Genomic DNA, 25,488 nt, shown 5'->3' on the forward strand with positions numbered 1-25,488 from the left:
CCCGGAAAATTTAGCCTGACAATGTCTAATGATAGACCAATCAATCAGATAGCAAGGTCTTTTTAAAAAAAATTTTGTGCAAATAATCAGCGATGAACTAACCTCTAACTATACGAAGAAGAAACTGATATGTTGGGGCATTTGCAATGAGTAAAGGATTTATTCCTGCCAGAAATTGGTTAACTGCTACAGCTCTTTTAGCTTTATTTGGATGCACAAGTAGTCAGGGTTTACCCCCTGCAACCATTTATCCCGCCAAAACCGATTCGGCGGCGTCATATAATTATTTAATTGGGCCGGGTGACCAGCTCAATATATTCGTGTGGCGTAATCCGGAAGTATCGGGGAGTTTTGTTGTCCGTCCAGACGGTATGATAACAACCTCTTTGGTTGAAGATATTCCCGCCTCGGGTAAAACACCGACTCAATTGGCTCGCGCCATTGAGGATCGCCTATCTACCTATTTGCGAGAACCTATTGTTACCGTCACGGTGAGTAACTTTGTTGGTCCTTACAATGAACAAATACGGGTAATAGGTGAGGCAGCGCAACCACGTGCTGTCAGTTACGGCAAAAATATGACACTACTTGATGTCATGATTGCGGTTGGTGGTTTAACTGAATTTGCTGACGGCAACCAAGCCGTACTCGTGCGTATCGAAAATGGCAAGCAACGCCAGTATCAGTTGTCTATTGAGGACTTAATAAAGTCTGGTGATATTAAAGCCAATGTTGATGTGCTTCCAGGAGACATTATCGTTATACCGGAAGCTTGGTTCTAATAGCTAATCCGCTGATTATTAACCTAAATCAACAATAACAAAGATTGTCGTTATGCATGAACAAATTGATAAAATCAAGGAACTGCTGCTAGGCGTTTGGGCGAAAAAACACTATGTGATAATTTCCACATGGTTACTTTGTCCAATCGGTTGGCTCGCTGTGTCTTCATTACCTGACCAATATGAGTCATCGGCTCGTGTATATGTAGATACACAGTCTTTGTTACGGCCGTTAATGAAAGGCATCATGGTTGAAACCGATCCAAACCAGCAAGTTCGCTTGATGGTGAAAACACTGCTTTCCCGCCCTAACTTAGAGCGCATTGCGCGCATGACCGACTTGGATGTATCAGCCAAGAATAATGACGAGTATGAGTCGATCATTGATGATCTAAAAGACGAAATTTCTATCCGCAGCCTTGGTAAAGAAAACATTTACTCGCTGTCGATGACTTCCGCTAACCCGCAGTTAGCAAAAGATATTGTGCAAGCGTCATTAACTGTATTCATTGAAAATACCTTAGGTGAAACGCGCAGTGACACCGATACCGCACAACGCTTTTTGCAAAAGCAAATCAATGAATATGAAAGTAAATTGCTAGAAGCAGAACGTAAATTAACCCTATTCAAGCAAAAATATTCTGGCATTATGCCGTCAGATTCCGGTGGTTTTTATTCGGCATTATCGAGAGTTAATGCCGACTTAAAAGCGACTCGACTTGAGCTACTTGAAGCTCAAACTCAATTATCATCGGCAAAACAACAACTTACTCGCGAAAATGCGATGAGCGAATCGATTTCGGAAAACGTTATTGATAATGCAACGGTGACCACAACCTATGATGAGCGTATTGTGCAGCTGCAAACCCAGCTTGATTCTCTGTTGATAAGCTATACCGAACAGCACCCTGATGTAAAAGAGTTACGAAGAACGCTAACGGAACTAAAACGCTTACGTAAACAAGAATTAGAAAGCTACTTTGCCGCGATAAAAGAAAATCCTGACGCACAAGGGGCGTTAAACACCAGTGCAACCAATGAGAACTTGGTCTATCAAGAGATGCGCATTCAGGTGAATCAGCTGGAAAATACCGTTGCTTCACTAAAAGTACGGGTTGCCGATTATGAAGGGCAAGCAAACGAACTCAATAGTAAAATTCATACCTTGCCAGAAGTTGAGGCAGAACTTGTCGGCTTAAACCGAGATTATGAAATCAATAAAGAAAAGTATGAAGAATTATTGTCGCGTCGTGAAACCGCAGCGCTGGCAAAACAAGCAGACGCGACTTCAGACAAAATTCAATTTCGCGTCATCGATCCACCGCGGATACCATTAGAGCCGTCTGGACCAATGCGTATATTGTTTTTTATCGCGGTATTAATCATTAGTGCCGGTTTGGGTGCGGGTGTTGCCGTCATCGTTATTACCTTAAGTCCAAAAGTCCTTTCCGCGGTGCAACTAAGCCGCGAAAGCGGGCTGCCAATATTCGGCATTGTTGCCGCCACCGATAATTTGAATATACAAGCAACGTACCGTAGCAGCGTGAGAAAGTTCATTGTCTCCAATCTACTGCTATTTCTCGTGCTAGGTGCATTAATAACCTACCACTTGGTACCTGCCATCGCGTCCGGTCAATTAAGAGGGGTGTTTTAAGATGTCGTTAATCGAGCAAGCCCTAAGAAAGCAGCAACAAAAGCGTCAACAGCAGGGCAAAGAAGAGAATAAAGTACAACCGGTTGAACCAGATAACGATGCATTACTTAACAAAGATGCAACCGCTGAAACAACCGACACTGCACAAACGAATACCGAGCAGGTTACGCAAGACATAGAAAAAGACCTTGCACAAGAAGAAGTGCAGCAAAAGCCGCGAGTGGCCGCTGAAACAAACAACAAAAGCATTTTTATTAATGAGGCTTTATTATCGCAAAAAGGCTTTATTGTCGCCTCTGAGCTTAGTGGTCAACGCACCATTAAAGAAGAGTTTAGACAGATTAAACGTAAAATTCTTAATAATGCCTTCGGCCCTGCGAAAGAGACACTTGATAACCCCAATTTGATTATGGTCACCAGTGCCAAGCCAAATGAAGGTAAGACTTTTATTTCTATAAACCTAGCGTTGAGCGTGGCACTCGAACAAGATAAAACCGTGTTGTTGGTCGACGCCGATGTATTAAAACCGAGTATTTTAAAAGAACTTGGTGTTAAACCTAAAGCTGGATTAATTGATTATCTTATGGGTGATGTCACCAGCATTGGCGATATCATTTACGACACCAATATCAGTAAATTAAAAGTCATGCCGGCAGGCAAAACCCACCACCTTGCCAATGAATTATTGGCGAGTGAGCGCATGGCGAAAATGACCACAGAATTATCGGAACGCTATAGCGACCGCCTGGTTATTTTTGATTCACCGCCTTTATTGGGCATCAATGAAACCTCCATATTGAGTAACCTCATGGGACAAGCATTGATAACCGTCGAAGAAAATAAAACCAACCTTAACGATGTTAAGCATGCCAATCATTTATTAAGAGATGAATTGGCGAAAGGTTTGGTACTAAATAAAGCATTTTATTCGCAAAAGGAGAGCTACGGTTACTACGGCTACGGATATGGTTACGGCGAGAACAATAACGAATAAGTACATAATTCCTATAGCATTTCTCTCTTTTGCTAACTCGCTTTACGGCGCTGATTGGCAGATCCAGCCTCGCGTTGGTATTGAAGAAGTCTTTAGTGACAACGTAGAGTTGACCGAATTTGGTGACGAATCGTCTCTTGTCTCATTATTCACGCCTGGCGTAAATGCATCTTTTCAAACTCAGCGCTCAAGCTTTGTTGTCGATTATGGTCTGACCCAAGCCATCTATACCCATGATGGCGACCTCAATGATGATTATCATGACTTACTCGCCGAAGGTCGAGTGTCTCTCGACATTGATGGGTTGTTCGCCGTTGGCTCTGCGTCCATACGTAATGTTGCCGCCAATGATGCCCGTAACTCATTAGCCGATCAGGTATCTGGTGATACCGCTCAATACCAAACCTATCAACTCGGTCTTGAATATTTCGTCGAGAACTCTCGCTACAACATCATTGCCAGTACCAATATGTCGATAAGCGAAGCCGATGATAATATCGGTGAACGAGAAGGGTTCGATACCAACATTGAGACCAGCAACGGCTCATCTGCTCGTTATGTCTTTTGGCAAGGCAGTGCCAATTATTCAGATTATGAAAACAATACCCGTGAAGGTAATTTTCACCGTATAGATGCCAAAGTGGGTTACATCACCAATTTTCGTTTAAATCCGTTTATACGTTTTTATGACGAAGATACCAGTGGCAATGTGAACAACTCAGGTATTCAAGGCACGTCGTCAATCGGTGCCGGGTTACGTTGGTTACCAACAGAACATTTGTTTATTGATTTAAGTTATAACTGGGTCGATGAAGATGAACCTGCGGTGGGCTCAGTCTCTGAAGATCAAGAAGATTATTTAGCTGCTGAACTTGAGTGGCGACCATCACAGCGTACACGATTGAGCGGTAAATATTATCAACGTTTCTTTGGTGATGCCTATGAGTTTTCCTTTAGACATCGAACCAAACGCCTGACCAGCTCGATCAGATACACCGAAAAAATAGATGTGTTTGACCGCCAAGAATTGGCGCCTACCAACATTATTGATATCTGGTGTTTGGCGGGCAGCGAAATCAGCCCAGAAAACTGTGTGTTTGCACCAGATGATGATTTTGATTTAAGTGATTATACCTTTGCAGGCTTTACCGCAGAGTTTGAACTCGTTGATAGTAATACCTTTTCTCTTGCCGAGTCGTTAACTGTCTCAACCAGTCTTAGACTGCCTCGTTCAACCATTACCTTAACAGCAACGCATACCGACCGAACAAATTTGGATTTTGGTGATGAAGACGAATATGAGACCTTGCGATTTAACTACGATCGTCAAATTACTCGATTAACCAACTTTATCGTTGATCTTAGCTATCGCCGCAATGCATTAAATAGTAATGATGACGCCTTGATACAGCAGGTTGATTACTATCGCGTTTATCGCCTCGGTTTAGACAAGCAATTAAATCGTACCTTGGAGTTTAGTAGCTACATTCAACATTTGAATCGTAGCTCAAATCGACTTGGCTACAGTTATGAAGAAAACCGCATTGGCGCACAATTAGTGAAGAGGTTTTAATTATGTACGAATCTCATTACGGCATCAGTCAAAAACCCTTTCAATTAAGTCCTGATCCTAGATTCTTTTTCGCTTCGAGCCGACATCAGCAAGCATTGTCTTACTTAGAATATGGCTTACAACAAGCTGAAGGCTTTATTGTCGTTACCGGCCCCATTGGCACCGGTAAAACGACGCTAGCACAAAGCTTACTGGCATCAATTGATGATTCTGATATTGAAGCGGTCAATATTGTCACACCGAACCTAAGCCCATTGGACTTGCTACAACAAATCGTCAACGAGTTTAACTTGGGGGTGGTCGATAGCAGCAAATCAAATTTACTGGTGCTGATTGAGCAACACTTGATTCGACTGACCAGCCAGGATAGACGTGCGCTATTACTGGTTGACGAAGCGCAAAACCTACCATTGGAAACACTGGAAGAATTGCGTATGTTGTCCAATATACAAAAGAAAGGTAAACCTTTGCTGCAAAGCTTTTTGCTTGGCCAAGAAGAGCTCAAAGACTTACTGCAAATGCCGCAGATGGAGCAATTTCGTCAACGGATCATTGCCTCATGTCATTTAAAGCCGCTCAACATAAACGAAATGAAAAGCTACATCGAACATCGCTTGGCAACCGTTGGCTTTAAAGAACAAACCTTATTTGCCAATTCATGTTATCCATTAATGATGGATGCGACAGGTGGTATCCCGAGAAAAATCAATCTATTAGCCGATAGGGTCATGCTATTTGGCTATCTAGAAAACACGTTATATTTTGAAGCCGAACATATAGAGGCGGTGCTAACAGAAATGAAGCAAGAGTTAAGTGCGTCAATTGGTAGAGCAGACGATAACAAACAAGCGCCTGTCAAAGCGCCTGTGCAAGCAATTAAGCACAGTACCGAAACCATGACGCTGCAACAATTAGGTGAACAATACCAACAATTAGGCGTAGATGATGATTTGCGTAATACCTTAATGCGAGTCGACAGATACCTGCAAAAGAACATCGATGAAAAGCTAAAAATGAATCGCTATTTAGATAAACTGTTACGTCAGAAACAATCTGAAGTGAATCAGAAAATATCCAATGGCAATTAAACCCATCCTGTAACCGGATGATTTAAATTAGCTTAGTAAACCTTAACTTAAGTTCTTCAATTAGGCTCTTAAATTAGCTTATCTTAAACAACGTTTATCAATGCGGCATGCTGAGACACAGCATGCCGTTTGTGTTAAACCGCCTCTAAACGGACTCTTTGAGGTTAAGATCATATTTCTCCAACAAGCCATATAAGGTTGGTCGAGTAACACCAAGCATTTGCGCGGTTTTACTCATATTGCCTTCCGCTAAGGTATAGGCTTCTTTAATGGCTTTGGATTCCGCTTGACCTCGCACCGAACGCAAATTAAATTGCTGATCAATATCCAACTCGACCTCTTCATAAAAACCTAAGTCTTGGCTACTGATCAACTGGCCCGCGGCCATAATCACCGCCGATTTGATTTTATTTTGCAACTCGCGAATATTACCAGGCCAATCATGGGCTTTAAGCGCCGCGACGGCGGTATCGGTAAAACCTTTAATTTTCACATTGTAGTCTTGAGCAAATTTCAGCAAAAAGTAGCGACCAAGAACCACCACATCAAAATCACGATCTTTTAATGGTGGAATGTTGATCACCATTTCACTGATACGGTAATACAAGTCTTCACGAAAGGTCTTTTGTTCGGCCATTTTCAATAAGTCTTGATTGGTTGCACAGACGACGCGTACATCCACTGGAATCTCCTGACGCCCGCCAATGCGTTCAATCACCCGCTCTTGTAAAAAGCGTAATAACTTGGCCTGCAAATTAAACGGCATATCACCTATTTCATCGAGAAATAAGGTTCCGCCCTCAGCCATTTCGATTTTACCTTTGGTGGTTTTATGGGCACCGGTAAATGCACCTTTTTCAAAACCAAACAATTCGCTTTCTAATAACGTTTCTGGAATCGATGCACAGTTGATGGCGATAAACGGTTTCTTCACCCGATTACTTTGTTTATGCACCGCATTAGCGAGAACCTCTTTACCGGTACCGCTTTCACCAAGTAACAGCGCGGTAATTTCGGTTGGGGCAATACGTTCAATGATATTACGCACTTTGTCCATGACCACGCTATTGCCGATAATACCGCTATCAACACCACCCAATTCGCGAATATGGCGATTCTCTTGCTCGAGTTCCGCCATCATAAACGCACGACGAACAATCACATTGATGACATCGCCATCGAGTGGTTTTTGGTAAAAGTCATAAGCACCATGGGAGATTGCATCCAATGCCACTTGATGCTCGTCATTGCCGGTGATCACAATCACTTTGGTAAAAGGCGCGAGCGACAATATTTGCTGTAACGCAGCGAGGCCCTCACTGGCATTGGCCTCATCAGGCGGTAAACCCAAATCAAGCAACACCACTTTCGGTTCATGCAAACGCAGAGCACTAATGGCGCTGTCTTTATCGGATGCTAATACCACATCGTAATCCGCCAAGCTCCATTTGAGTTGTTTCTGTATCCCTTTGTCATCATCGACTATCAGCAATTTTTCCATATTCAATTCCTAACTCGCTGTTGATTTTGGCAAAAATAATGTAAAGCAGCTGCCTTTCCCTGGTTCACTGCTGACATCAATACTGCCTTGATATTCTTCAATAAATTGTTTCGCTTCATACACGCCAATGCCCATCCCGGCATTGCCTTTGGTGGTGGTGAATGGCTCAAATAAAGAGTGTTTAATAAAGTCTGCACTCATGCCACAACCATTGTCTTTTATATCTACGACGATTTGATCCTGTTGCTGATGACCATTGATTTGCACCAAGCCATCGCCATTACAGGCATCTTTTGCATTTTGCAGTAAGTGCAAAAATACGTTTTCTAGACCTTCTTTATTGGCGGTAACATACAAGTCACCGTCTAAGTCAGACTCAATTGCCACCTCAGAACTTTTGTTCATTGCCAGACAGTTATTGATGATTTCAGCAATATCGACGGTTTCATCGCCATGCTTTTTATGCACATCCTGACTTTTACTTTGTAACTGTGAAACCATCTTGCCCATGCGTTCAGAGGCGGACTCAACGGTGGCAAATACATCTCGAATAAATTCTGGATTGTCACGGTGACGCTCGGCGTTGCGATTTATTAACGACAATTGCGCCTGCACGTTTTTTAAATCGTGCAAAACAAAGGCTGACATACGATGAAAAACCGCAAATTGCTGGCCTTGTGCCAATTGCTTTTGTGCGGTTTGCAAGGTTAGGTAATTACCCAGTTGTTTCGAAACCGCAAACAAATAATCCCTGTCTTCCCAATTAAGGACCGGTTTATGCGCCGGACCGGCGAGGATGAAATAGCCAAGTAAGCGCTGCTGTGACAAGGTTGGAATAAATAAATCCAGACGTTGCTCTGCCAACAATTTTGCATCGACTTGCAACTCAGGATAGCGATAGGGATAGCTTTGAAACTCGCGAACATCAACTAACCAATTTTGTTTTTGCGAAAACTGATGCAAGGTTTCAATTTGCTGCATCATGTTATCGTCGAGGGTGTAATCGCCAACATATTTGGCTTGCAAACGTGCCTGTTGTGCATCAATAAAGCCACAACGACTGACACCAAAACAACCACCCATCGCCGCACACGCATTAGCATAGGCATCTTGAGAGTCTTGCTGCTCTATCGCCTCAATAAGCTTTAACCACTCTTGGCGATAGTCATATTTATTGGCGAAGAAATGCTTGCCAATAAACACGCGAATTTTATCGCGCAATCGGTTGGTAATAAGCAGTGCCAATAACACCAGCAAACCCGCCGCCATAAACATGATGCTGAGCATTTCACTCCATTGCCCTTCAATGAAACGAATCACATAGCCAGAGAATGCCAATATCAGTAAATAAACCGCACTTAATCCCACCATAGAGGAATAAAACACAACATCACGAGAGATATATAAATCAGGGCTCCAGTTACGCATACGCTTGGCGCTTAACAAAATAAATGGCATCACTAATAAGGCGATATAGCCACGGCTGTACCAGAAATAGAAATCAACTCGATTTAATAATGCCGCTTGTGCGTACATCACAAAGTCGAACACCAACATACCGCCTAAGCCAATAGTGAGAGGCCAAAGTGCCCATTTGAGTTGTTGCGAATTGCGATACAGTTGCTCAAGTACCACCAGAGTTAGCAAGTTCATGCTCAGCAAGCCAATGAATAGCCACTGATAACCGGGATTGAAAAACAGATTAACCACGATAACCGCAGTGAGACCGAGGTAGAGCAGAATAAAGTTTTTACTGGCTGGTAATTTAACTAAGCTGACGACTTTATCGCTGCCACTTATCACCAGTAAAAATAATGCACCCCATGCCATTAACCGCAGAGATTCAAATACTAAACCAAATCGTAATGAAAACGATTGATAGACTTGCCAGGCATTGAGCAGGTAAACAACGAGGCTGATGGCGACGCTGACCAACAAAATTTTGGTCGCAACAGAGGGTTGCCGATGGGATATCAGCAAAACAAGCAAAAATAAGTACGCTATAGCCGCTAAGCCATAGCCAATTAAGCCTATTGTTTCCATACAGGTATGTGTTGTTATTATCCGACTGTTTATTAATTAAGCATCCACTTAAAAGCTTAGTCGAAATAGCGCTAAATGCCCGTAAAAACAGCAACATTGCCAGTTTTTTATTGGCACTAAGTACGGCACCTGTTGATTATTTAAACTATCGGTAGATATGGGTGAGAGATTTGTTGACAGTCAACACCAGCATTATAGAATGGCGACATACACATCGTATTTCCACCCGTAGCTCAGCTGGATAGAGCGCACCCCTCCGGAGGGTGAGGTCGCAGGTTCGACTCCTGCCGGGTGGGCCATTAAGTCCTAGCCTATAACAGCACACTTTGTGTAAATGATTTAGTTTCGCGCTATCTAAAGGCTGATTTTCTCATTGCCACCATGAGCAGCCAATAAATCATCGACAAAATGACAAAAACAACGGGTATAGCCAATATCTCGATAGACTTTAAAACTTCTGGGAACAATTTAGCTTGTCCCAAAAAGAAGGCTGCCGTTGCCATAAATAAAGGGAAAAACATACGCCATAAATGTCTTACTAATTTCTGAATGGTTGATAAACCAGATTTCAATAAATAGCGAATATCCGCAATACCTGCGAATAACATTACTGTGCCAAAAACAATATATTCAGCGATACCAAAACCACCCAATTGACCACTTTCAGTCTGAGTTACCTGCAACGCGTACCAAGCAAAGGCTGCCACTAACACCCAAGAAAATACCGTCAACCATTTGTCAAAAACACTGATTTTATATTCTGCGTTTCTGATCGCAGAAATTGAAGACAAAACAAAATAGCACAGTACCGCGCCGTTCAGCATTGATAGTGGTATCTCTCTTATTGCAGCAACAATAGTGCCTGTGGAGCCTAGTAACAGCATCGCGACGACATAGACTTTGCCATAGCGTTTATGGCGTGCATTACCCTTTGTAGTGGCAATCGTCATGAAGCCAAAAATTAACGCGATTGCGCCAGCAGTAATATGCAAAATAATTAAAGTAGATAACATGTATTTAAAACCCCGTGGACGTTATTTGGCGATTTGATAGTTAAATGGACTTAACGCAAGCGGCTTACGCGTGAAGCCTTTGATAATCAAAGCATGATTATTAGTTTGCTTATTTACTGCTGTATTGCGCATAAAATTCGCCTTAAGTGAACATTCGTTTTCAATGAGAAAATTATATCGACAATAAATTACCGCTGGGTAACGAAGTGTAACAATTGTAAATTAGGCTTTGCTTTCTCGAACGAGTAACGCAAACTAACTGAAAATGAAAGCAAACCTTTAACCGAAAACGAATAAGTCTATGCCAAAGATATTAATGATTGATGATGACCTTGCCTTGTGTCATAGCCTTGCTGCCTATTGCAGTCAGTTTGATCTTGAACTGATTTATGCCAATACGCCGTCTGATGGGTTGTTAAAGTTACAGAGCGAGTCACCGCAATTATTGCTTTTAGATGTCATGATGCCTGAGATGGATGGCTTTACCTTGTGTAAAAAAATCAGGCTCAATCACTCGCTGCCAATTATCATGCTCACGGCTCGAGGACAGTTAAATGACAAAATAACAGGTTTAGAACTAGGCGCTGACGACTACGTGGCGAAACCTTTTGAACCGAGAGAACTGGTCGCAAGAATACAAGTACTATTGCGTCGCCTTGATGAATCAAAACAATCAAACGAACACGCTGATGCACCCAAAGTACTGATGTTTGATGGCATCACCTTGCATCCTGAGCAATGTCGCATTGAGGTGGATGGAAACGAGATTAAATTAACCGGAATGGAGTTTAGCTTGTTAAATATGCTTGCCAGTAACACGGGTAAAGTTTTTAGTAGAGACCAAGTCATAAGCGAACTAAAAGGTATAGATGTTGAACTATATAGTCGTTCCGTTGATATTTTGTTAAGCCGATTACGACAAAAACTAAATGACGATCCACAACAGCCTCGGTTCATCAAAACATTAAGAAATGTGGGCTATACCTTTGTGGCAAAGAAACTATGAGCATTCAACACTTAGGCTTGTATAGCCGATTTTTTGTGCTATTCACCTCTACCACTCTGTTGCTAGTTGTCTTTATTATTTTAGGCGTTTTTGCCATGTCTGAAGACGAAGCCAAGCAAATTGTGTTAGAACGACACCAACAACTATTTGCAATGATGACAGATGTTGCAACCCCGCCGGTTGATATCGAAAAACTCAAAGTCGATGCCAAAAAAAATCGTGTTCAAATCCAAATAAATAGTGGTACTAAACGTTGGCATACATCGCAAGAGTTACCATTGCAGGATGAATTACTTGTCACCGCTGAAAAACTAGGCAGCCTGTATTTTACCAGACACGGAAGCAAGTATTACTTGCTCGCCGAAAAGAATAACTCTTGGATAATTATCACCTCTCAAATTGCCAATTTAATTATCTATCCTAGCTGGCTAGTTTACTGGCCTTGGCTGATTGTTGCTTTGATCCTTTTTGTTAGTTACCGGTTATTAATCGGTCAACTAAAGCCAATTAAAGCCGCCATAGACAGTGCCAAGCAAATTAGTGCAGGTAACTTTGAGTATAAAATTAGCCATCACCCAAAAAATGACTTAGCAAAACTAACGCATGGATTGGATACTATGGCTGACGAGCTTAATAAGCTTTTTTCTGCCAAGGATGACCTACTGCTAGCGGTAAGTCATGAATTACGCTCTCCAATGGCGCGCATGAAAGTATCTTTTGCACTGCTAGAACAAAATGAAATTGTGCAACGGTTAGATAAAGATCTAAATCAAATGGATGTAATTCTTGGCCAATTATTAGAAAGTGCACGTTTACAGCAATCAAATAAAGCCTTGCATATCGACACCTACTTTCTACCGAATTTCATCAATGAAGTCATCGAGGAGCATGAAAGCCGCAGTCGACTTGTGCTTGATGGTGAGGTACCAGAAATAGCGGTTGCTATCGATAATGGTCGTATTAAGTTTGTCCTTCGTAACTTAATTAATAATGCATTAACCCATTCGGGCGACCAACAAACAATCTCTATATCATTTGCTATCAATGACACGCATGTTTCCATGGCAGTGAAAGATCAAGGCTGTGGCATAGCGAAAGAGTATTTGCCAAACATCTTTGAGCCATTTACATCAAACAAACCGGTTAATAACCTCGGCACCAAAGGCTTGGGGCTTGGGCTATATCTATGTAACCGAATTGCGGTTGCACACGGCGGTTTTTTAACTGCCGAAAGTAAGCTGGAAAAAGGCAGCGTATTTACGTTAACGATTCCTTATTGCACATGATGTAAATTGCCTAAAAGGAACAATCATACCCTAGCGCGGTGAGCATAACGTCCCTCTACACAGTAAGTCGCAGGTTCTACTCCTGCCGGGTGGACCATTATATCGACACACGAAAATCGCCATCTGTCGAGAGCGACTTAAAGACGCCGTTTGCCCACGCAAAAAAAAAGCCAGCTACAAATTAGCTGGCCAATAAATCGCTATATTGTTAGATAAAGCTAGGCTTTTTCGGGCTATTTGTGCGTCTAGTGATATAGGCAATTGCATCTTGTTCACCATGATTACTAAAGCTGCGAGCGGCGTTAATCGGGGTAGAAAAATTATCACCTTTGGTTAGCTCTACTTGTTGACTATCAACCGTCATTATTAATGCGCCTTGATGGATGAAAACCACTTCTTCTTCATAGCGAATGTGATCCGCGATGCTGGCTCCTGGTGCCAATCGAATCGCACTCATAACAAAGTCATGCTGCCAATTTAACTTGCTCGCTAAAATACCTTCTTGTTTATTTTCAGGGCCTATCAACCCCGCTTCCGCCACGCCATCAAAGCTTGCCATAACAGTATCTGTTTGCCAGTTAAAATCAGCCACTCGAACAACGATATCATCGAGCATTTCGCTGTTGATCACTCGATGTTCAGCAATTTGCTGTGCCGACGTTACCGGCATCGGCAGTTCACCGTCAGGAATGGTTTCACCGAGTGTGGTATCAACCAAGGCACCGTTTTCCAACAACACCAAACCAAAATCTTTTGCCATTTCAAAAACGCTTGGTGCCCATAATACTCGGCCAGGATCATCGCCACCAAGTACCGCATGTAAATAGCCTAGCACGGAGCCCGAGTTTTCAAATCCTCGAAACACATCCATCGGAATCGAAATAACGTCCCCTGGGTTTAGGGTGATCCGGCCATCATCAGCATTGATGCCGGTGATAAAATCCCAGTCACCAAAATGCACCACAAACACTTCTTCCGTTAGATGACTGTGTTGCGAGTTTAAACACCCTGGTGGTTGTCTGGCCCCACCGATATTAAACCCATGCGGGATTGATATATGGACATGCTGATGCGGATTTTCGGCAACCCCTGGACCAATCACGGTAAAATTTTCTTTTTTATCACTACCTGGTGAGCGTGTGTCTATAAAGGCATTGGTACATGGCTTGAGATCTTTATACTTAACAAGTCTTTGTTCTAGTTTCATCGTAATACTCGTTTATTGTGCTGTCCAGCCGCCATCAATCTTAATTGAGCTGCCAGTTATCATTTGTGAAAGGTTACTAAGTAAAAACATACATGCATTGGCGACATCACCGGTCGATGCAAGTTTCTTCATTGGAATCATGCCAAAAACAAAGTCTCTAAAAGCTTCATCTTCCAGCATTGGCTTGGTCATCGGTGTTTCGACAAAGGTCGGCGCAACGCTATTTACTCTAATGCCCTGCTCTGCGATTTCGACCGCTAGTGATTTGGTTAATCCTTCAACAGCATGTTTGCTCATACAATATAAAGTTCGCCCTGGCGAGCCAACAAAACCCATCTGTGACGACATATTAACGATGCTAGCAGAGTTTGATTTTGACAGAGCAGGTAATAACGCTTTAGTAACTTTGTACATACTGCGAATATTCATGTCGATTACGCTATCAATATTATCATCCGATTGCTCGCTCATTGGTGCGACACGGTTGATACCAACGTTATTGATCAGGCCGTCAATCGTCTCAAGCTCAGTGACCTTAAGAAAAAACTCAGCCGAATTGACATCAACTGGCCATCCAACAATGTGCGCATCCGCCTCGACTAAAGAGTCTAAATCCGACTGTGTGCGAGCAACGGCAATGACCTTTGCGCCAAGGCTCGACGCCAACAATGCGCAAGCCCTACCAATTCCCTTACCGGCACCGGTAATTAAGATGGTTTTGTTAACTAGTAAATCTTTACTGTATCCCATAATCATTGAATCCAATGGTCTTTAAACAGGCCATTTTTAGGCCGATTGTTTCGCTAAAATTATCTTTTGCATTCGAAGTCATTATTGATTAGTATGATTTCACTTTCAAGTAAAAAATAAACAAATCGACCAATCATAGGTCGCTTAACAAGTTATAGCTCAGGAGTTTTCAAAAATGATCAGGTATCTCAAAAAAGGGCCTTCAAACCAAGAAAAAGAAACACAAAACCAAGAGGTTAGAAATATAGTCGAAGGGATCATAAAAGACATTGAAGAGAATGGCGATAATGCTGTCAGACAATACTCTGAGAAATTCGACAACTGGAATCCGGAGTCATTCCTTCTTTCTAAAGAGCAAATTAAGGCCTGCTATGACGAATTAGACGACAGCGTTATTGAAGACATACGCTGGGCTCAAAAACAAGTGCGAAACTTCGCTCAAATTCAATTAGAGTCAATGAAAAACGTTGAAGTAGAAACGTTGCCTGGGGTTATTCTAGGTCACAAGCATATTCCAATGGAAAGCGTTGGTTGTTATGTTCCAGGTGGTAAATACCCACTGGTTGCATCGGCTCATATGAGCGTATTAACCGCTAAAGTTGCCGGTGTAAAGCGTGTAATTGCGGCGGCGCCTCCCTTTGACGGTCGACCTTCACCGGCCATTGTTGTCGCTATGGACTTGGCGGGTGCCGACGAAATTTATTGTTTTGGTGGTGTACAAGCAATCGCCTCTATGGCAATTGGTACCGACAGCATAGCTCCAGTCGATATGATCGTAGGCCCAGGTAATGCCTTTGTTGCTGAAGCAAAGCGCCAACTGTTTGGTCGAGTAGGTATCGATTTATTTGCCGGACCGACTGAAACTCTGGTTATCGCCGATGACAGCGTCGACGGTGAATTATGTGCTGCCGATCTATTAGGCCAAGCAGAACACGGTCCAACATCACCAGCGGTTTTATTGACCGACAGCGAACAACTTGCGCATGACACTATGGCTGAAGTTGAACGCCAGTTAAAAATCCTGCCAACAGGCGAAGTCGCTGGCATGGCTTGGCGCGACTTTGGTGAAGTGATTGTTTGTGATAGCAAAGAAGAAATGCTGCAAGTGGCCAATGAATTAGCGTTTGAGCATGTGCAGGTTATGGTTAACGATGTTCAATACTTTAAAGACAATATGCAAAACTTCGGTGCGCTATTTTTAGGTCCAGAAACCAACGTTTCTTATGGCGACAAGTGCATTGGCACCAACCACACACTTCCAACTCGTAAAGCTGCGCGCTATACTGGCGGATTATGGGTGGGTAAGTTTATTAAAACCTGTACTTATCAAAAAGTTACGGAAGAAGCTTCATTAATGGTCGGCGAATACTGTTCTCGCTTATGTGCAGTAGAGGGCTTTGCAGGCCATAAAGAGCAAGCAGATATCCGTGTAAGACGATACGGAAATAAGTAATTTTGGCAAAACAAAAACGAGTTACATCTTACGACGTAGCGCGCGAAGCAGGTGTTTCGCAATCGGCTGTATCCCGGGTTTTTCGCCCGGGATTTAGTGTATCTCAAAAGACGCGCGACAAAGTATTAGAAACCGCCAATCGCATGGGATACAAACCTAATGCCATTGCGCGCATGTTGATCACTCAACAGTCCGGTATGGTAGCCGTAATATTGTCTTCTATGGCAAATGAGAACTACCCGGAAGTGCTGTCGCAAATCAATCAGAATCTCGCTGAAAAAGGCAAACGAATTCTGCTGTTTACTCTTGATAAATCAGATGACCTATCTGACATTATGGAACAAATATGGACGTTCCAAGTAGACGGTGTTATTGCCCTTGCCGCTCATTTCGAAAGCAAAAACCTCAAGCAATTTGCTAAGCATAATGTTCCTGTGGTTTTGTACAATCGAAATGCGCCAGAAGCGAACGCTAATTCCGTATGTTGTAATCATGAACAAGGCATCAAACAGCTGATTGATAATTTGATTGACTACAACCATAAATCGTTTTTGATAATGTCAGGTCCTACATCATCGGATGTAGCCAATGAACGCCGTGAAATCGCTGAGCAAAAACTTGCCAAGCATGGGTACGACAATGTACCTATTATTTACGGAGACTTTAGTTATGACTCAGCGCGAGAAATACTGCGTGACTGGGCCAAAGACAACCCTTTACCCGACGCAATAGTATGCGCTAATGACAGTATGGCAATCGGTGTGATTGACGAATGCAGAGACGTATTAGGCAAGAGCGTGCCAGATGACGTCTCTGTTGTTGGTTTTGACGGTCTAACTGCCAGCAAATGGTATAACTATCAGTTAACCACCATTAAGCAACCATTAGAGCAACTAACCAAAGCCGCGGTGGATATTTTAATAGAGCGTATTGAAAACTCCGATGCTTTGCCAGAAACACGTGTATTGTCGGGCACTTTTATCGAAGGGAAGTCAGTTAAAGCTAGAAGCGAATAACGTGACTCACACTGTATATTTACTAGCGGGCACTATGTGTAGTGCCCGGATGTTCCATCCATTAACAGCGACATTAACCAACGTAGGTTATAACACGCAAACAATAGCGTTTAGCACCGAAAAATCTATCGATGATATGGTGCAACACTGTCGCAAAATAATTACCCAACCAGCCATTATTTTAGGTTTTTCCATGGGTGGCATGGTTGCTTTAGAGCTCGCCAAGCAATGCCCGACACTCATACAAGGGCTGATTTTACTCAGTTCAAATAGTCATGCTGATGCACCAGGTCGAGCCGAAATACGAAACCAACATATAGTGCAAGCAAAACAGCAAGGCTTAGAGGATGTGATCAAACATTTTTATTTGCCCAACTATTTATACCAACCTACCACGCAAATAGAGCAACAAATTATTGCTATGGCTACGGATTTGGGCTTAGCGTGTTTTGAGAGTCAGCTAATGGCGCTGGCAACACGAGCCGACTCTCTCGACGTTATCAGTAAACTCAGCCGCCCATTATTATTGATAGCAGGTAAAAATGACCGTCTTTGCCCAGAGCAAGAACAATATAAAATGCACAATGCGTTACAAGATTCTACGCTCTGTTTAATCGATCAATGCGGCCACTTTCCAATTTATGAACAACCACAACAAACATGCGCGAGCATCACAGATTGGCTAACCACACATTTTGACACGAGGCAAAATAATGACCTTTAAGCAACGTTTAGCAAACCAAGAAAAATTATTAGGTACCTTTATCAAAACGCCTCATTACCATGTAAGTGAAGTGTTGGCGAAAACAAACTTAGATGTTTTATGTTTGGACGCAGAACATGCACCATTTGATCGCAAAGATATCGACGCATGCGTATTAGCGTGCAAAGCTAACAACATGCCAGTCATTGTTAGATTGCAAGATGACAACCCTGCAAACATATTAAATGCGCTCGATATGGATGCCGATGGCATTGTTATTCCACACGTAAAAACAGCTGAACAAGCGAGAATGCTCAGTAAAAAGTGTCATTTTGGCAATGAAGGAAGAGGCTTCGCTGGCTCGACAAGATTTGCCAATTATACTCGAGCAGGCATAACCAATACACTACAAAAAGACCAACATCAAACCACTGTTATCGCTCAAATTGAAGATGCTGATGCGCTGCCCAATGTCGATCAGATTTGCCAAGTTGATGGTATCGACTGTGTGTTTATCGGCCGTATCGATTTAACCATTTCTTTAGGTCAAGACTCGCCAACGCAGCCAAGCGTAATGGAAGCCGTCGAGCGTATTGTCGACAGCTGCATTAAACATCAAAAACCGTGTGGCATGTTTGTCGGAAATTTAAATGAGTTGGCACATTGGAAAGCCAAAGGCGTGCAGTTGTTTTTGCTGGAAAGTGACCACAGCTTTCTATTTTCTGGTGCTGAAACCTTGCTAACTAAATTTAATGAGGTCGACTAGTTTGCGCATTAATAACCGCTTCTCTATGACCCTATATCGGCAAAAGTTAACCACTCCACGGCTTTTCATCATTCTGGTTGTTGCTATGCTTGCCGCTTCCGGCTGTAAGCCAAATATCGAAACTAACACTGCAACAAGCGAGGGTCAGGATACAAGCCTATCGTCGCTATCTGAATTAACCATACCAGCATTACAAAAAAGGCGCTTTACCAGTGCTCTACACATCGAACAATTAGTGTCGACCGGGCAAACTAAAAACCAATACACCGAACATTACAATATTGCTCAAGCGCCATACAGCACCTACATGGCCAGCTATGATTCGGATGGATTACAACTGTACACGCGTATTGATATCCCGGAATCTGCGCCGCCAGCCAATGGCTATAAGGTGATTATCTTTGTGCATGGCTGGATTGGTGTTAAAAATGCGCCAAGCTATAACTTTAATTATGCGCCCGACAATAATTACGCCGAGATTATAGATCAATACGTGAAGCAGGGTTTTATCGTGCTAACACCAGGTCTTAGAGGGCATGGTGCGGTCAATGGCAAGCAAGCTGACGGCATAGAATTTATGCACGCGTGGGATAACGCCAGCTATATTAGCCCTGCGTTTTACGCTATCGATGTGCTCAATCTATTGGTGGCGACACCGAGTTTACAGAACATTGACTGGCAGGCATTTAATCAGCAACAACGAGCCATTCGCATTAATCAAGACGCGATTAATATCACAGGTCACTCTCAAGGTGGCGACGTGGTATTAACCGCCCTAGCTGTTAGTGGTGAAAACCCGCATTTACAACCGACCTTTAACAGCGCAGCAATTTGGGCCGGGTGTATTTTACCTAAGTTGGAGCAAACACTGCTATACACGCCGATGGCAGAGAGTGCACAAGCCTTTTTGTCCGGTGATGGCACATGGACAGCATCTGCGGTTGGTCAAGACCAGTCAACAAACCCGGATTTCTTATTTGCCTATCCACCAGATTGGATCACCTACCCAGATAACAGCAACAATGACTGGACATGGCAACATGATAAGTGGTCGACAAAAACCGTTAAGCAAAGTCTGCAAAAACGCGTCAGCTCAATGTACGACATATTAACCGCACAGGTCGAAGATATTAGCGATATCAAGTTCACTATATCGACCAATGCTGATGGCAAAACAATTGTGAATCACGACCCGTTGATAATCGACACCTATCGCACATTAAGCCCATTTTATTTTCCTGAGGCTATCAAAGAACCGCTATTTTTACACCACAGTGATCGTGACTATTACTCACCAAGCCTATGGAATGAAAAACTGGTTAACGCCATAAGTAATGCCAACGGTTACGCTAAGTCATTTGAATACAAAGGCACCACCCATAGCCTAAAACTTAGTGAGCACGCATGGTTTTCTCCAGCTTCAAGTAACGAAGGCGTGACCGAGATGATTGAGCACAACACAAAACTGTTTAATCGCGCACATAAAAGGTAAACCTAATGAGCCAAGCTTTAGCGGCGCAAATAGCGCAAAACAAAAAATTAGTGCAACGCCTTAGAGCCGCACTATATGATTTCGACGCACAGCAGTTGCCACAGACAATTGAGCAATTATTTGCACCAGACGCCGTCATTCAATTGTGCCATCCATTTGAAACATTACCATCAAGGGCTGAACTAGCGGAGGTTTTTTTACAACTCGCGAGTGCGATTCCTGATTTAGAACGGCGCGATACCATCGTTATTGGCGGGCCATCACTTAATGACAGCCAGTGGGTGGGTTGCTGCGGCTATTATACCGGCAGCTTTGAACACACTTGGCTCGGCATCCCTGCAACCGGTCATCAAGTTCATTTAAGATTCCACGAATTTTACCGTATCGAAGACAACCAGATTATCGAAATGCAGGCAATTTGGGATATTCCTGAATTAATGATGCAAGCAAATGTTTGGCCTATGGTACCCAGCCTAGGCAAAGAATGGCATGTTCCAGGCCCTGCGACCCAAGACGGTATCGTTAATGTGCCCTATGATAACGCACTCGCCGATAGCAGCCGCAATCTGGTCAACGATATGTGTAACAGTTTAGGTAATTATGCCAGTCAAGGCGTCGCAGGCATGCAATTAGAAAAATATTGGCACCCAAGGTCAAGCTGGTATGGACCATCAGGTATAGGCACGGGTAGAGGCATAGAAGGGTTTCGCAATTGGCATCAAATCCCATTTTTAAATGGCTTACCCAATCGCGTTGGCGATGCCAGTAAAGGCTATTTATTTGCTGATGACCATTATGTTGGTTTTACGGCTTGGCCTGGTATGCATATGACTGTCAGCGGCGATGGTTGGTTAGGCATTGCACCAGCCAATCAAAACATAACTATGCGTAGCTTAGATTTTTGGCGTTGCGAAAACGGCTTAATTCGAGAAAATTGGGTGTTAATTGATCTATTGCATGTCTATAAACAACTTAATGTTGATGTATTGGCGCGTATGCAAGAGATCAATAAAGCGCGTAAAAGATAAACTCAAATGACAGCGCCAATATCAACAATATATTGGCGCTGCATGATGTCGAATTGAATTGAAACGTCGCGTTGTTAGTTTGCCTTAGTCTGGATTAACAATGCTTTTGGTACGTTCCAAAATGTCCAGGCCTTGCTGTTTTAACCAGTAAGGAATATCAATAATAACCCAGTTTTCTTCTAGCTTATCTCCATCACGGCGATACACATCAACGACACGCATGTCGGCACGTTTACCACCTGGCAAGCCCAAAAAGCCGCCACTTGGAGTATTGCTTAGATTCGGCCAGCCAAAGAAACAGGCATAATTTCCCTCAGCATAACGGCATATGTGACCATTAAAGACTTTATCCGATAACCCTTGCCTAAACGGATAAGAGTGTTGATGCTGATAACGTCTAATGGTGTAACTTGCGCCAATACCAGCGGGACCATACCACACCATATTTTCAGACCAAGATTTGGCTAAAATCTCTGGCGGATAATTATCATCGGCCGTTTCATTTAGATTCGACAAATCCTCAATCATCTTATTAAGCACTGCTATGGTTTTAGCTGCCTCGGCAGGGTCCTTATCCTCTAACATCACACCATCATGGGTTCTCGGCCCTGGATAAATAAACGAGTGACCTGTTTCAATGGTTAAAGGGTTGATGCCAACTTGATTCATTACTTGAATAATATCGATGAATAAACCGGTTTGAGTGATCTTGCCGTTTTCTATGCGATTAAAGTCAGCATAGCGAATCATTATGACTTTTTTAGATTTAGGAATACCCAACCAATCGTTATCAAACAGAGCCATAAAGTGGCCCATACTCGTTACCCATTGCGAGCCATCGCCACTTTCACCAGCCATAAAAACGTCTTGACGACGCTGAATGTTTTTGAATGCACGCATAAATGGTTGCCAAAATACCTCAGCCACAGCCTCACAACCTAATTGCTCATTAAACGGATGCACACCGAAAAATTGATAATCATCTGCGGTATTGTGTTTTAGAACATCAACGACGGTATGCTCATCGGCGGCCTCTAATTGCTGATAAAAGTCGAGTATCAATTGTTTATTTTTTTGCGTTATCGTCATATCTCTTCTCAATTTTTTTGGCCGCTAGAGCCATCAAATCATACGTGTTTAAACTATGTCAGTTTACATGCGGTTATTGTTCGCCTTAAAAACAGTATGTCACTTTTTCGGGCTAACGTTTTGTTCCATGGTTTTGTTACAGGGTTTTGTGCCACCTTGTTGCGCTGCACAAAGTTCGAGCACCGATGAAAAAACATACTCCAGCCAAGCCTTGAAACGACGAAAAAGCCTCTCAAAACACTGTTTTAAATAACTTTTATGCAAACCATCAAGCTTTCTATTTGATATTGCTTATAGCAACGCTTTTCAATGAAGCTAATTAATGCTATGTTGTTGTGACTTCGAAGTCAATTTGTTCTGTTAAATTCAAAAAACAATAAAATTTAACGACAAAATGACGGTAAACATGCAAAACATAATTATTAATATAAAAGAGACATTCATCGCATGAACGAATTTGGTATTCTTAACTGGAGTATTCTCATCGTATACATAGTGGCTAATTTGCTGCTTGGCTATGTATTGAGTAAAAAAATATCCTCTTCCAGTGATTTTTTCTTAGGCAATAAAACAACCCCTTGGTGGGCAATCGGCATCAGTGTCATCGCAACCTACGTGAGTGCGCTGACCTTTTTAGGAGCCCCGGCATGGGCTTATCAAGAAGGCATGGGAGCTATTGCCATACACTTAAATTATCCATTGGTAATAATTGCGGTGGTATGTTTATTCTTTCCTTTTTTCTATAACGCCGGTGTTGCCTCGATATACGAGTATCAAGAAAAGCGCTTTGGTAAGAAAGCTCGTGCACTAGTCTCAACAATTTGGATGTTATCGCAGACCATGAGCTCTGCTGCTGTACTGTATGCGACCTCGTTAGTACTGGCATTCATCATAAATATCGATGTCACTAGCGCCATATTTATCGTCACCATAATCGCCTTAATTTATACCATGCTTGGTGGTATTACTGCGGTTATTTGGACTGATGTAATTCAATCAGCCATATTGTTTGTTGGTGCCGGTATTATTATGTACGCTTTGATCACCAACATGCCTGGTGATTTTCAGCAAACACTGATGTCATTAAAAGATCAAGGCAAACTTGATCCGCTCAATTATTCCGTAGATTTCTTCCAGACCACTACCGTTTGGTCAGGGGTTATCGCAATGACGATTTACCATATTACGGTATATGGCACCAATCAAATGATGGTGCAGCGCACATTAGCAGCGAAGAATATTGGCGATGCGAAAAAGTCATACTTATTGATGGGCTTTTTAGCCTTCTTTATTTACTTGTTCTTTATTGTCATGGGTGTGCTGTTCTATGGCTACTATGATGGCCGAGAATTTGAAAATCCAAACACCATTATCCTGACCTTTGCCGCGGATTATGGCATGCCAGGATTGATGGGAATCATCGCCGCTGCCGTTATGGCTGCATCGATGTCGAGCCTAGACTCAGCATTGAACTCGTTATCGACTATCAGTACCCTCGATTTTTATAAAAAATACTTTGTCAAAGATAAATCTGACCAACACTACCTTAAAGCAACACGTATTTTCACCTTGGTGTGGGCCCTGATCATTATCATTCCAGCGATCATGTATCACCTTCATGCCGCAGGCTCTATTCTTGAGATATTAACTAAAGTCGGTTCGTTCTTTGTTGGTGCACAACTGGGTATGTTTGCCCTTGGTTTCTTCTCACAACATACCACCGAACGTGGCTTGTTAATTGGAACCGCAGCAGCGTTCTCTGTGGTTACCTATGTCGCCCTTGCGACAGAACTAGCTTGGCCTTGGTATGCGGTAGTTGGGGTAAGTGTTAGCTTGGTTGTCAGTATTATTGCCAGCCTTGTGCTTGATGGTCGCCAGCAAACATACAGTGAATACACCATTAAAGGTCAGATTGAATCGTTCGTGAAAAACGATAAGCCGATGAAGGAAAATGGCTGGTACTTGGTGCCAGGAAAAATAGATTCTATTAATTACTTATTATTCGCATTTTTCATCGTCAGCATTATGTCCTTAGTCTTATTTGAATACTGGATAGGTTAATGACAACGGTACTCGAAAACGCTTATCAACAGGTGTTTGCTAACAACAGCGCAGTGCCATGTGCAATCAGTGATGATTGCACATGGCACGTGGCTCACCCTATCAACAGCTTAGTTGGCAAAGAAAACATTCTAAATGGCTATTTCAATGTGTTGCGTACAGCGATGCCCGATATCGAACGACGGCCATTTATCTCATTTAGTGATAATGACCGAGGTGAAACTTGGCAAGGGTCAACCGGTTACTTGGTGGGTACTTTTAGTCATGATTTATTAGATATACCAGCAACGGGAAAAACGCTTTATTTACGCTATATGGAACTAAGTCAGGTTTGCAATGAGCAAGTAGTAAGTTGCTACACCATCATCGATTTTATTGACGCGATGGAACAAGCTGGCGTTAACCCGATTCGTAAATGTCTCGGCCGCTCGGGTTTAGTATTACCGCCGGCAACTTTTGATGGCTTATGTCAGGATGAGAAAAATAATGACCTAACACAGTCGTCAATTAACTTGGTTAAAGCCATGCACGCCGAGCTCGGTCGGTTCGACGGCACATCGTTAAGCAGTATGGATTTGGCCAAGCATTGGCACCCAGACTTTCTTTGGTATGGGCCTGGTGGCATCGGAACGACTAGAGGTATTAGCGGCTTTAGAGAACACCATCAAGGACCTTTTTTACGCGGTTTTCCTGATCGCGGAATCGATGGCACCTTGTGCTTCATCGGTCATAACAACTATGTGGCAACCGGTGGTTGGCCGCATATGTACGGCACCTTATCAGGAGATGACTGGTTAGGTCTCAAAGCAACAAACATAAAAGTATTGCCCAGAGTCATGGATTTTTGGCGCAATGAAGGCGGCCTGCTTCGAGAGAATTGGGTAGCAATCGATATAATAGACATGTTGTGGCAAATGGACATCGATGTGTTTGCTGTAATGAAAGAAAATTTAGTTTTATGCGACAAGCAAGTTATTCGTTAA

21 protein-coding genes and 1 tRNA gene are annotated in these 25,488 nt (G+C 42.7%); 16 read left to right on the forward strand and 6 right to left on the reverse strand.

All coding sequences use genetic code 11. The features are described 5' to 3' along the window. The first annotated feature begins 146 nt into the window (after positions 1-146). The 5 genes from E2K93_RS07200 to E2K93_RS07220 are packed head-to-tail and all read left to right on the forward strand — an operon-like array spanning position 147 to position 6,091. A complete protein-coding gene (locus E2K93_RS07200) occupies positions 147-782 on the forward strand; it encodes an XrtA/PEP-CTERM system exopolysaccharide export protein (protein WP_135438446.1) in 636 nt (211 codons plus the stop codon). 52 nt (positions 783-834) lie between these two features. Next, positions 835-2,436 (forward strand): XrtA system polysaccharide chain length determinant, encoded by a 1,602-nt coding sequence (locus E2K93_RS07205; protein ID WP_135438447.1) that lies wholly within the window; start codon positions 835-837, stop codon positions 2,434-2,436. A 1-nt stretch (position 2,437) separates the two neighbouring features. Beyond that, positions 2,438-3,430 carry an XrtA-associated tyrosine autokinase gene (locus tag E2K93_RS07210; RefSeq protein ID WP_135438448.1) on the forward strand — a complete coding sequence of 331 codons (993 nt, stop codon included), beginning with the start codon at positions 2,438-2,440 and terminating at the stop codon, positions 3,428-3,430. After that, a complete protein-coding gene (locus tag E2K93_RS07215) occupies positions 3,402-5,003 on the forward strand; it encodes a TIGR03016 family PEP-CTERM system-associated outer membrane protein (protein WP_135438449.1) in 1,602 nt (533 codons plus the stop codon). Before E2K93_RS07210 ends, E2K93_RS07215 begins: the two co-directional genes overlap by 29 nt. Before the next feature lie 2 nt (positions 5,004-5,005). Next, positions 5,006-6,091, forward strand: a complete 1,086-nt coding sequence (locus E2K93_RS07220; RefSeq protein ID WP_135438450.1) for an ExeA family protein — start codon at positions 5,006-5,008, stop codon at positions 6,089-6,091. 145 nt (positions 6,092-6,236) lie between these two features. Here E2K93_RS07220 and prsR read toward each other — a convergent pair whose 3' ends face one another. Continuing rightward, complete coding sequence (gene prsR / locus E2K93_RS07225) at positions 6,237-7,592, reverse strand: PEP-CTERM-box response regulator transcription factor (protein WP_135438451.1); 1,356 nt, start codon at positions 7,590-7,592, stop codon at positions 6,237-6,239. A gap of 9 nt (positions 7,593-7,601) precedes the next feature. Beyond that, entirely contained in the window at positions 7,602-9,635 is a 2,034-nt protein-coding gene (gene prsK / locus E2K93_RS07230; RefSeq protein ID WP_135438452.1) for an XrtA/PEP-CTERM system histidine kinase PrsK, read from the reverse strand. Positions 9,636-9,857: 222 nt separating this feature from the next. On the opposite strand from prsK, the gene E2K93_RS07235 reads away from it, so the two are divergent. Beyond that, positions 9,858-9,934 (forward strand) — tRNA-Arg (locus tag E2K93_RS07235). Between the two features lie 51 nt (positions 9,935-9,985). Here the strand turns inward: E2K93_RS07235 and E2K93_RS07240 are convergent. Continuing rightward, entirely contained in the window at positions 9,986-10,648 is a 663-nt protein-coding gene (locus tag E2K93_RS07240; RefSeq protein ID WP_135438453.1) for a hypothetical protein, read from the reverse strand. A 301-nt stretch (positions 10,649-10,949) separates the two neighbouring features. Between E2K93_RS07240 and E2K93_RS07245 the strand changes: the two genes are divergently transcribed. Both E2K93_RS07245 and E2K93_RS07250 read left to right on the forward strand, forming a co-directional pair. Then, positions 10,950-11,654 (forward strand): response regulator transcription factor, encoded by a 705-nt coding sequence (locus E2K93_RS07245; RefSeq protein ID WP_135438454.1) that lies wholly within the window; start codon positions 10,950-10,952, stop codon positions 11,652-11,654. Positions 11,655-11,749: 95 nt separating this feature from the next. Beyond that, positions 11,750-12,940, forward strand: a complete 1,191-nt coding sequence (locus tag E2K93_RS07250) for a HAMP domain-containing sensor histidine kinase (protein ID WP_189637878.1) — start codon at positions 11,750-11,752, stop codon at positions 12,938-12,940. Between the two features lie 208 nt (positions 12,941-13,148). Here E2K93_RS07250 and E2K93_RS07255 read toward each other — a convergent pair whose 3' ends face one another. After that, a complete protein-coding gene (locus E2K93_RS07255) occupies positions 13,149-14,147 on the reverse strand; it encodes a cupin domain-containing protein (protein WP_135438456.1) in 999 nt (332 codons plus the stop codon). A gap of 12 nt (positions 14,148-14,159) precedes the next feature. Further along, positions 14,160-14,897, reverse strand: coding sequence for an SDR family NAD(P)-dependent oxidoreductase (locus tag E2K93_RS07260; RefSeq protein ID WP_189637879.1), 738 nt, complete (start codon positions 14,895-14,897; stop codon positions 14,160-14,162). Positions 14,898-15,072: 175 nt separating this feature from the next. Between E2K93_RS07260 and hisD the strand changes: the two genes are divergently transcribed. From hisD to E2K93_RS07290, 6 genes are all read left to right on the forward strand, one after another. Next, a complete protein-coding gene (gene hisD, locus E2K93_RS07265) occupies positions 15,073-16,350 on the forward strand; it encodes a histidinol dehydrogenase (protein WP_135438457.1) in 1,278 nt (425 codons plus the stop codon). Positions 16,351-16,352: 2 nt separating this feature from the next. Then, positions 16,353-17,366 (forward strand): LacI family DNA-binding transcriptional regulator, encoded by a 1,014-nt coding sequence (locus tag E2K93_RS07270; protein WP_135438458.1) that lies wholly within the window; start codon positions 16,353-16,355, stop codon positions 17,364-17,366. A gap of 1 nt (position 17,367) precedes the next feature. Next, a complete protein-coding gene (locus E2K93_RS07275) occupies positions 17,368-18,090 on the forward strand; it encodes an alpha/beta fold hydrolase (RefSeq protein ID WP_189637880.1) in 723 nt (240 codons plus the stop codon). Further along, positions 18,080-18,835 (forward strand): HpcH/HpaI aldolase family protein, encoded by a 756-nt coding sequence (locus E2K93_RS07280; protein WP_135438460.1) that lies wholly within the window; start codon positions 18,080-18,082, stop codon positions 18,833-18,835. Before E2K93_RS07275 ends, E2K93_RS07280 begins: the two co-directional genes overlap by 11 nt. A gap of 85 nt (positions 18,836-18,920) precedes the next feature. Next, positions 18,921-20,327 carry an alpha/beta hydrolase family protein gene (locus tag E2K93_RS07285; protein WP_135438461.1) on the forward strand — a complete coding sequence of 469 codons (1,407 nt, stop codon included), beginning with the start codon at positions 18,921-18,923 and terminating at the stop codon, positions 20,325-20,327. Between the two features lie 5 nt (positions 20,328-20,332). Beyond that, positions 20,333-21,355 carry an ester cyclase gene (locus tag E2K93_RS07290; protein WP_135438462.1) on the forward strand — a complete coding sequence of 341 codons (1,023 nt, stop codon included), beginning with the start codon at positions 20,333-20,335 and terminating at the stop codon, positions 21,353-21,355. An 84-nt stretch (positions 21,356-21,439) separates the two neighbouring features. Here the strand turns inward: E2K93_RS07290 and E2K93_RS07295 are convergent, their stop codons facing one another. Beyond that, complete coding sequence (locus E2K93_RS07295) at positions 21,440-22,444, reverse strand: nuclear transport factor 2 family protein (RefSeq protein WP_135438463.1); 1,005 nt, start codon at positions 22,442-22,444, stop codon at positions 21,440-21,442. 447 nt (positions 22,445-22,891) lie between these two features. On the opposite strand from E2K93_RS07295, the gene E2K93_RS07300 reads away from it, so the two are divergent. Continuing rightward, positions 22,892-24,505 (forward strand): sodium:solute symporter family transporter, encoded by a 1,614-nt coding sequence (locus E2K93_RS07300; protein WP_135438464.1) that lies wholly within the window; start codon positions 22,892-22,894, stop codon positions 24,503-24,505. After that, positions 24,505-25,488, forward strand: coding sequence for an ester cyclase (locus E2K93_RS07305; protein WP_135438465.1), 984 nt, complete (start codon positions 24,505-24,507; stop codon positions 25,486-25,488). The genes E2K93_RS07300 and E2K93_RS07305 overlap by 1 nt, the downstream gene beginning before the upstream one ends.

Source organism: Thalassotalea sp. HSM 43 (genome assembly GCF_004752005.1).
GTDB lineage: Bacteria > Pseudomonadota > Gammaproteobacteria > Enterobacterales > Alteromonadaceae > Thalassotalea_A.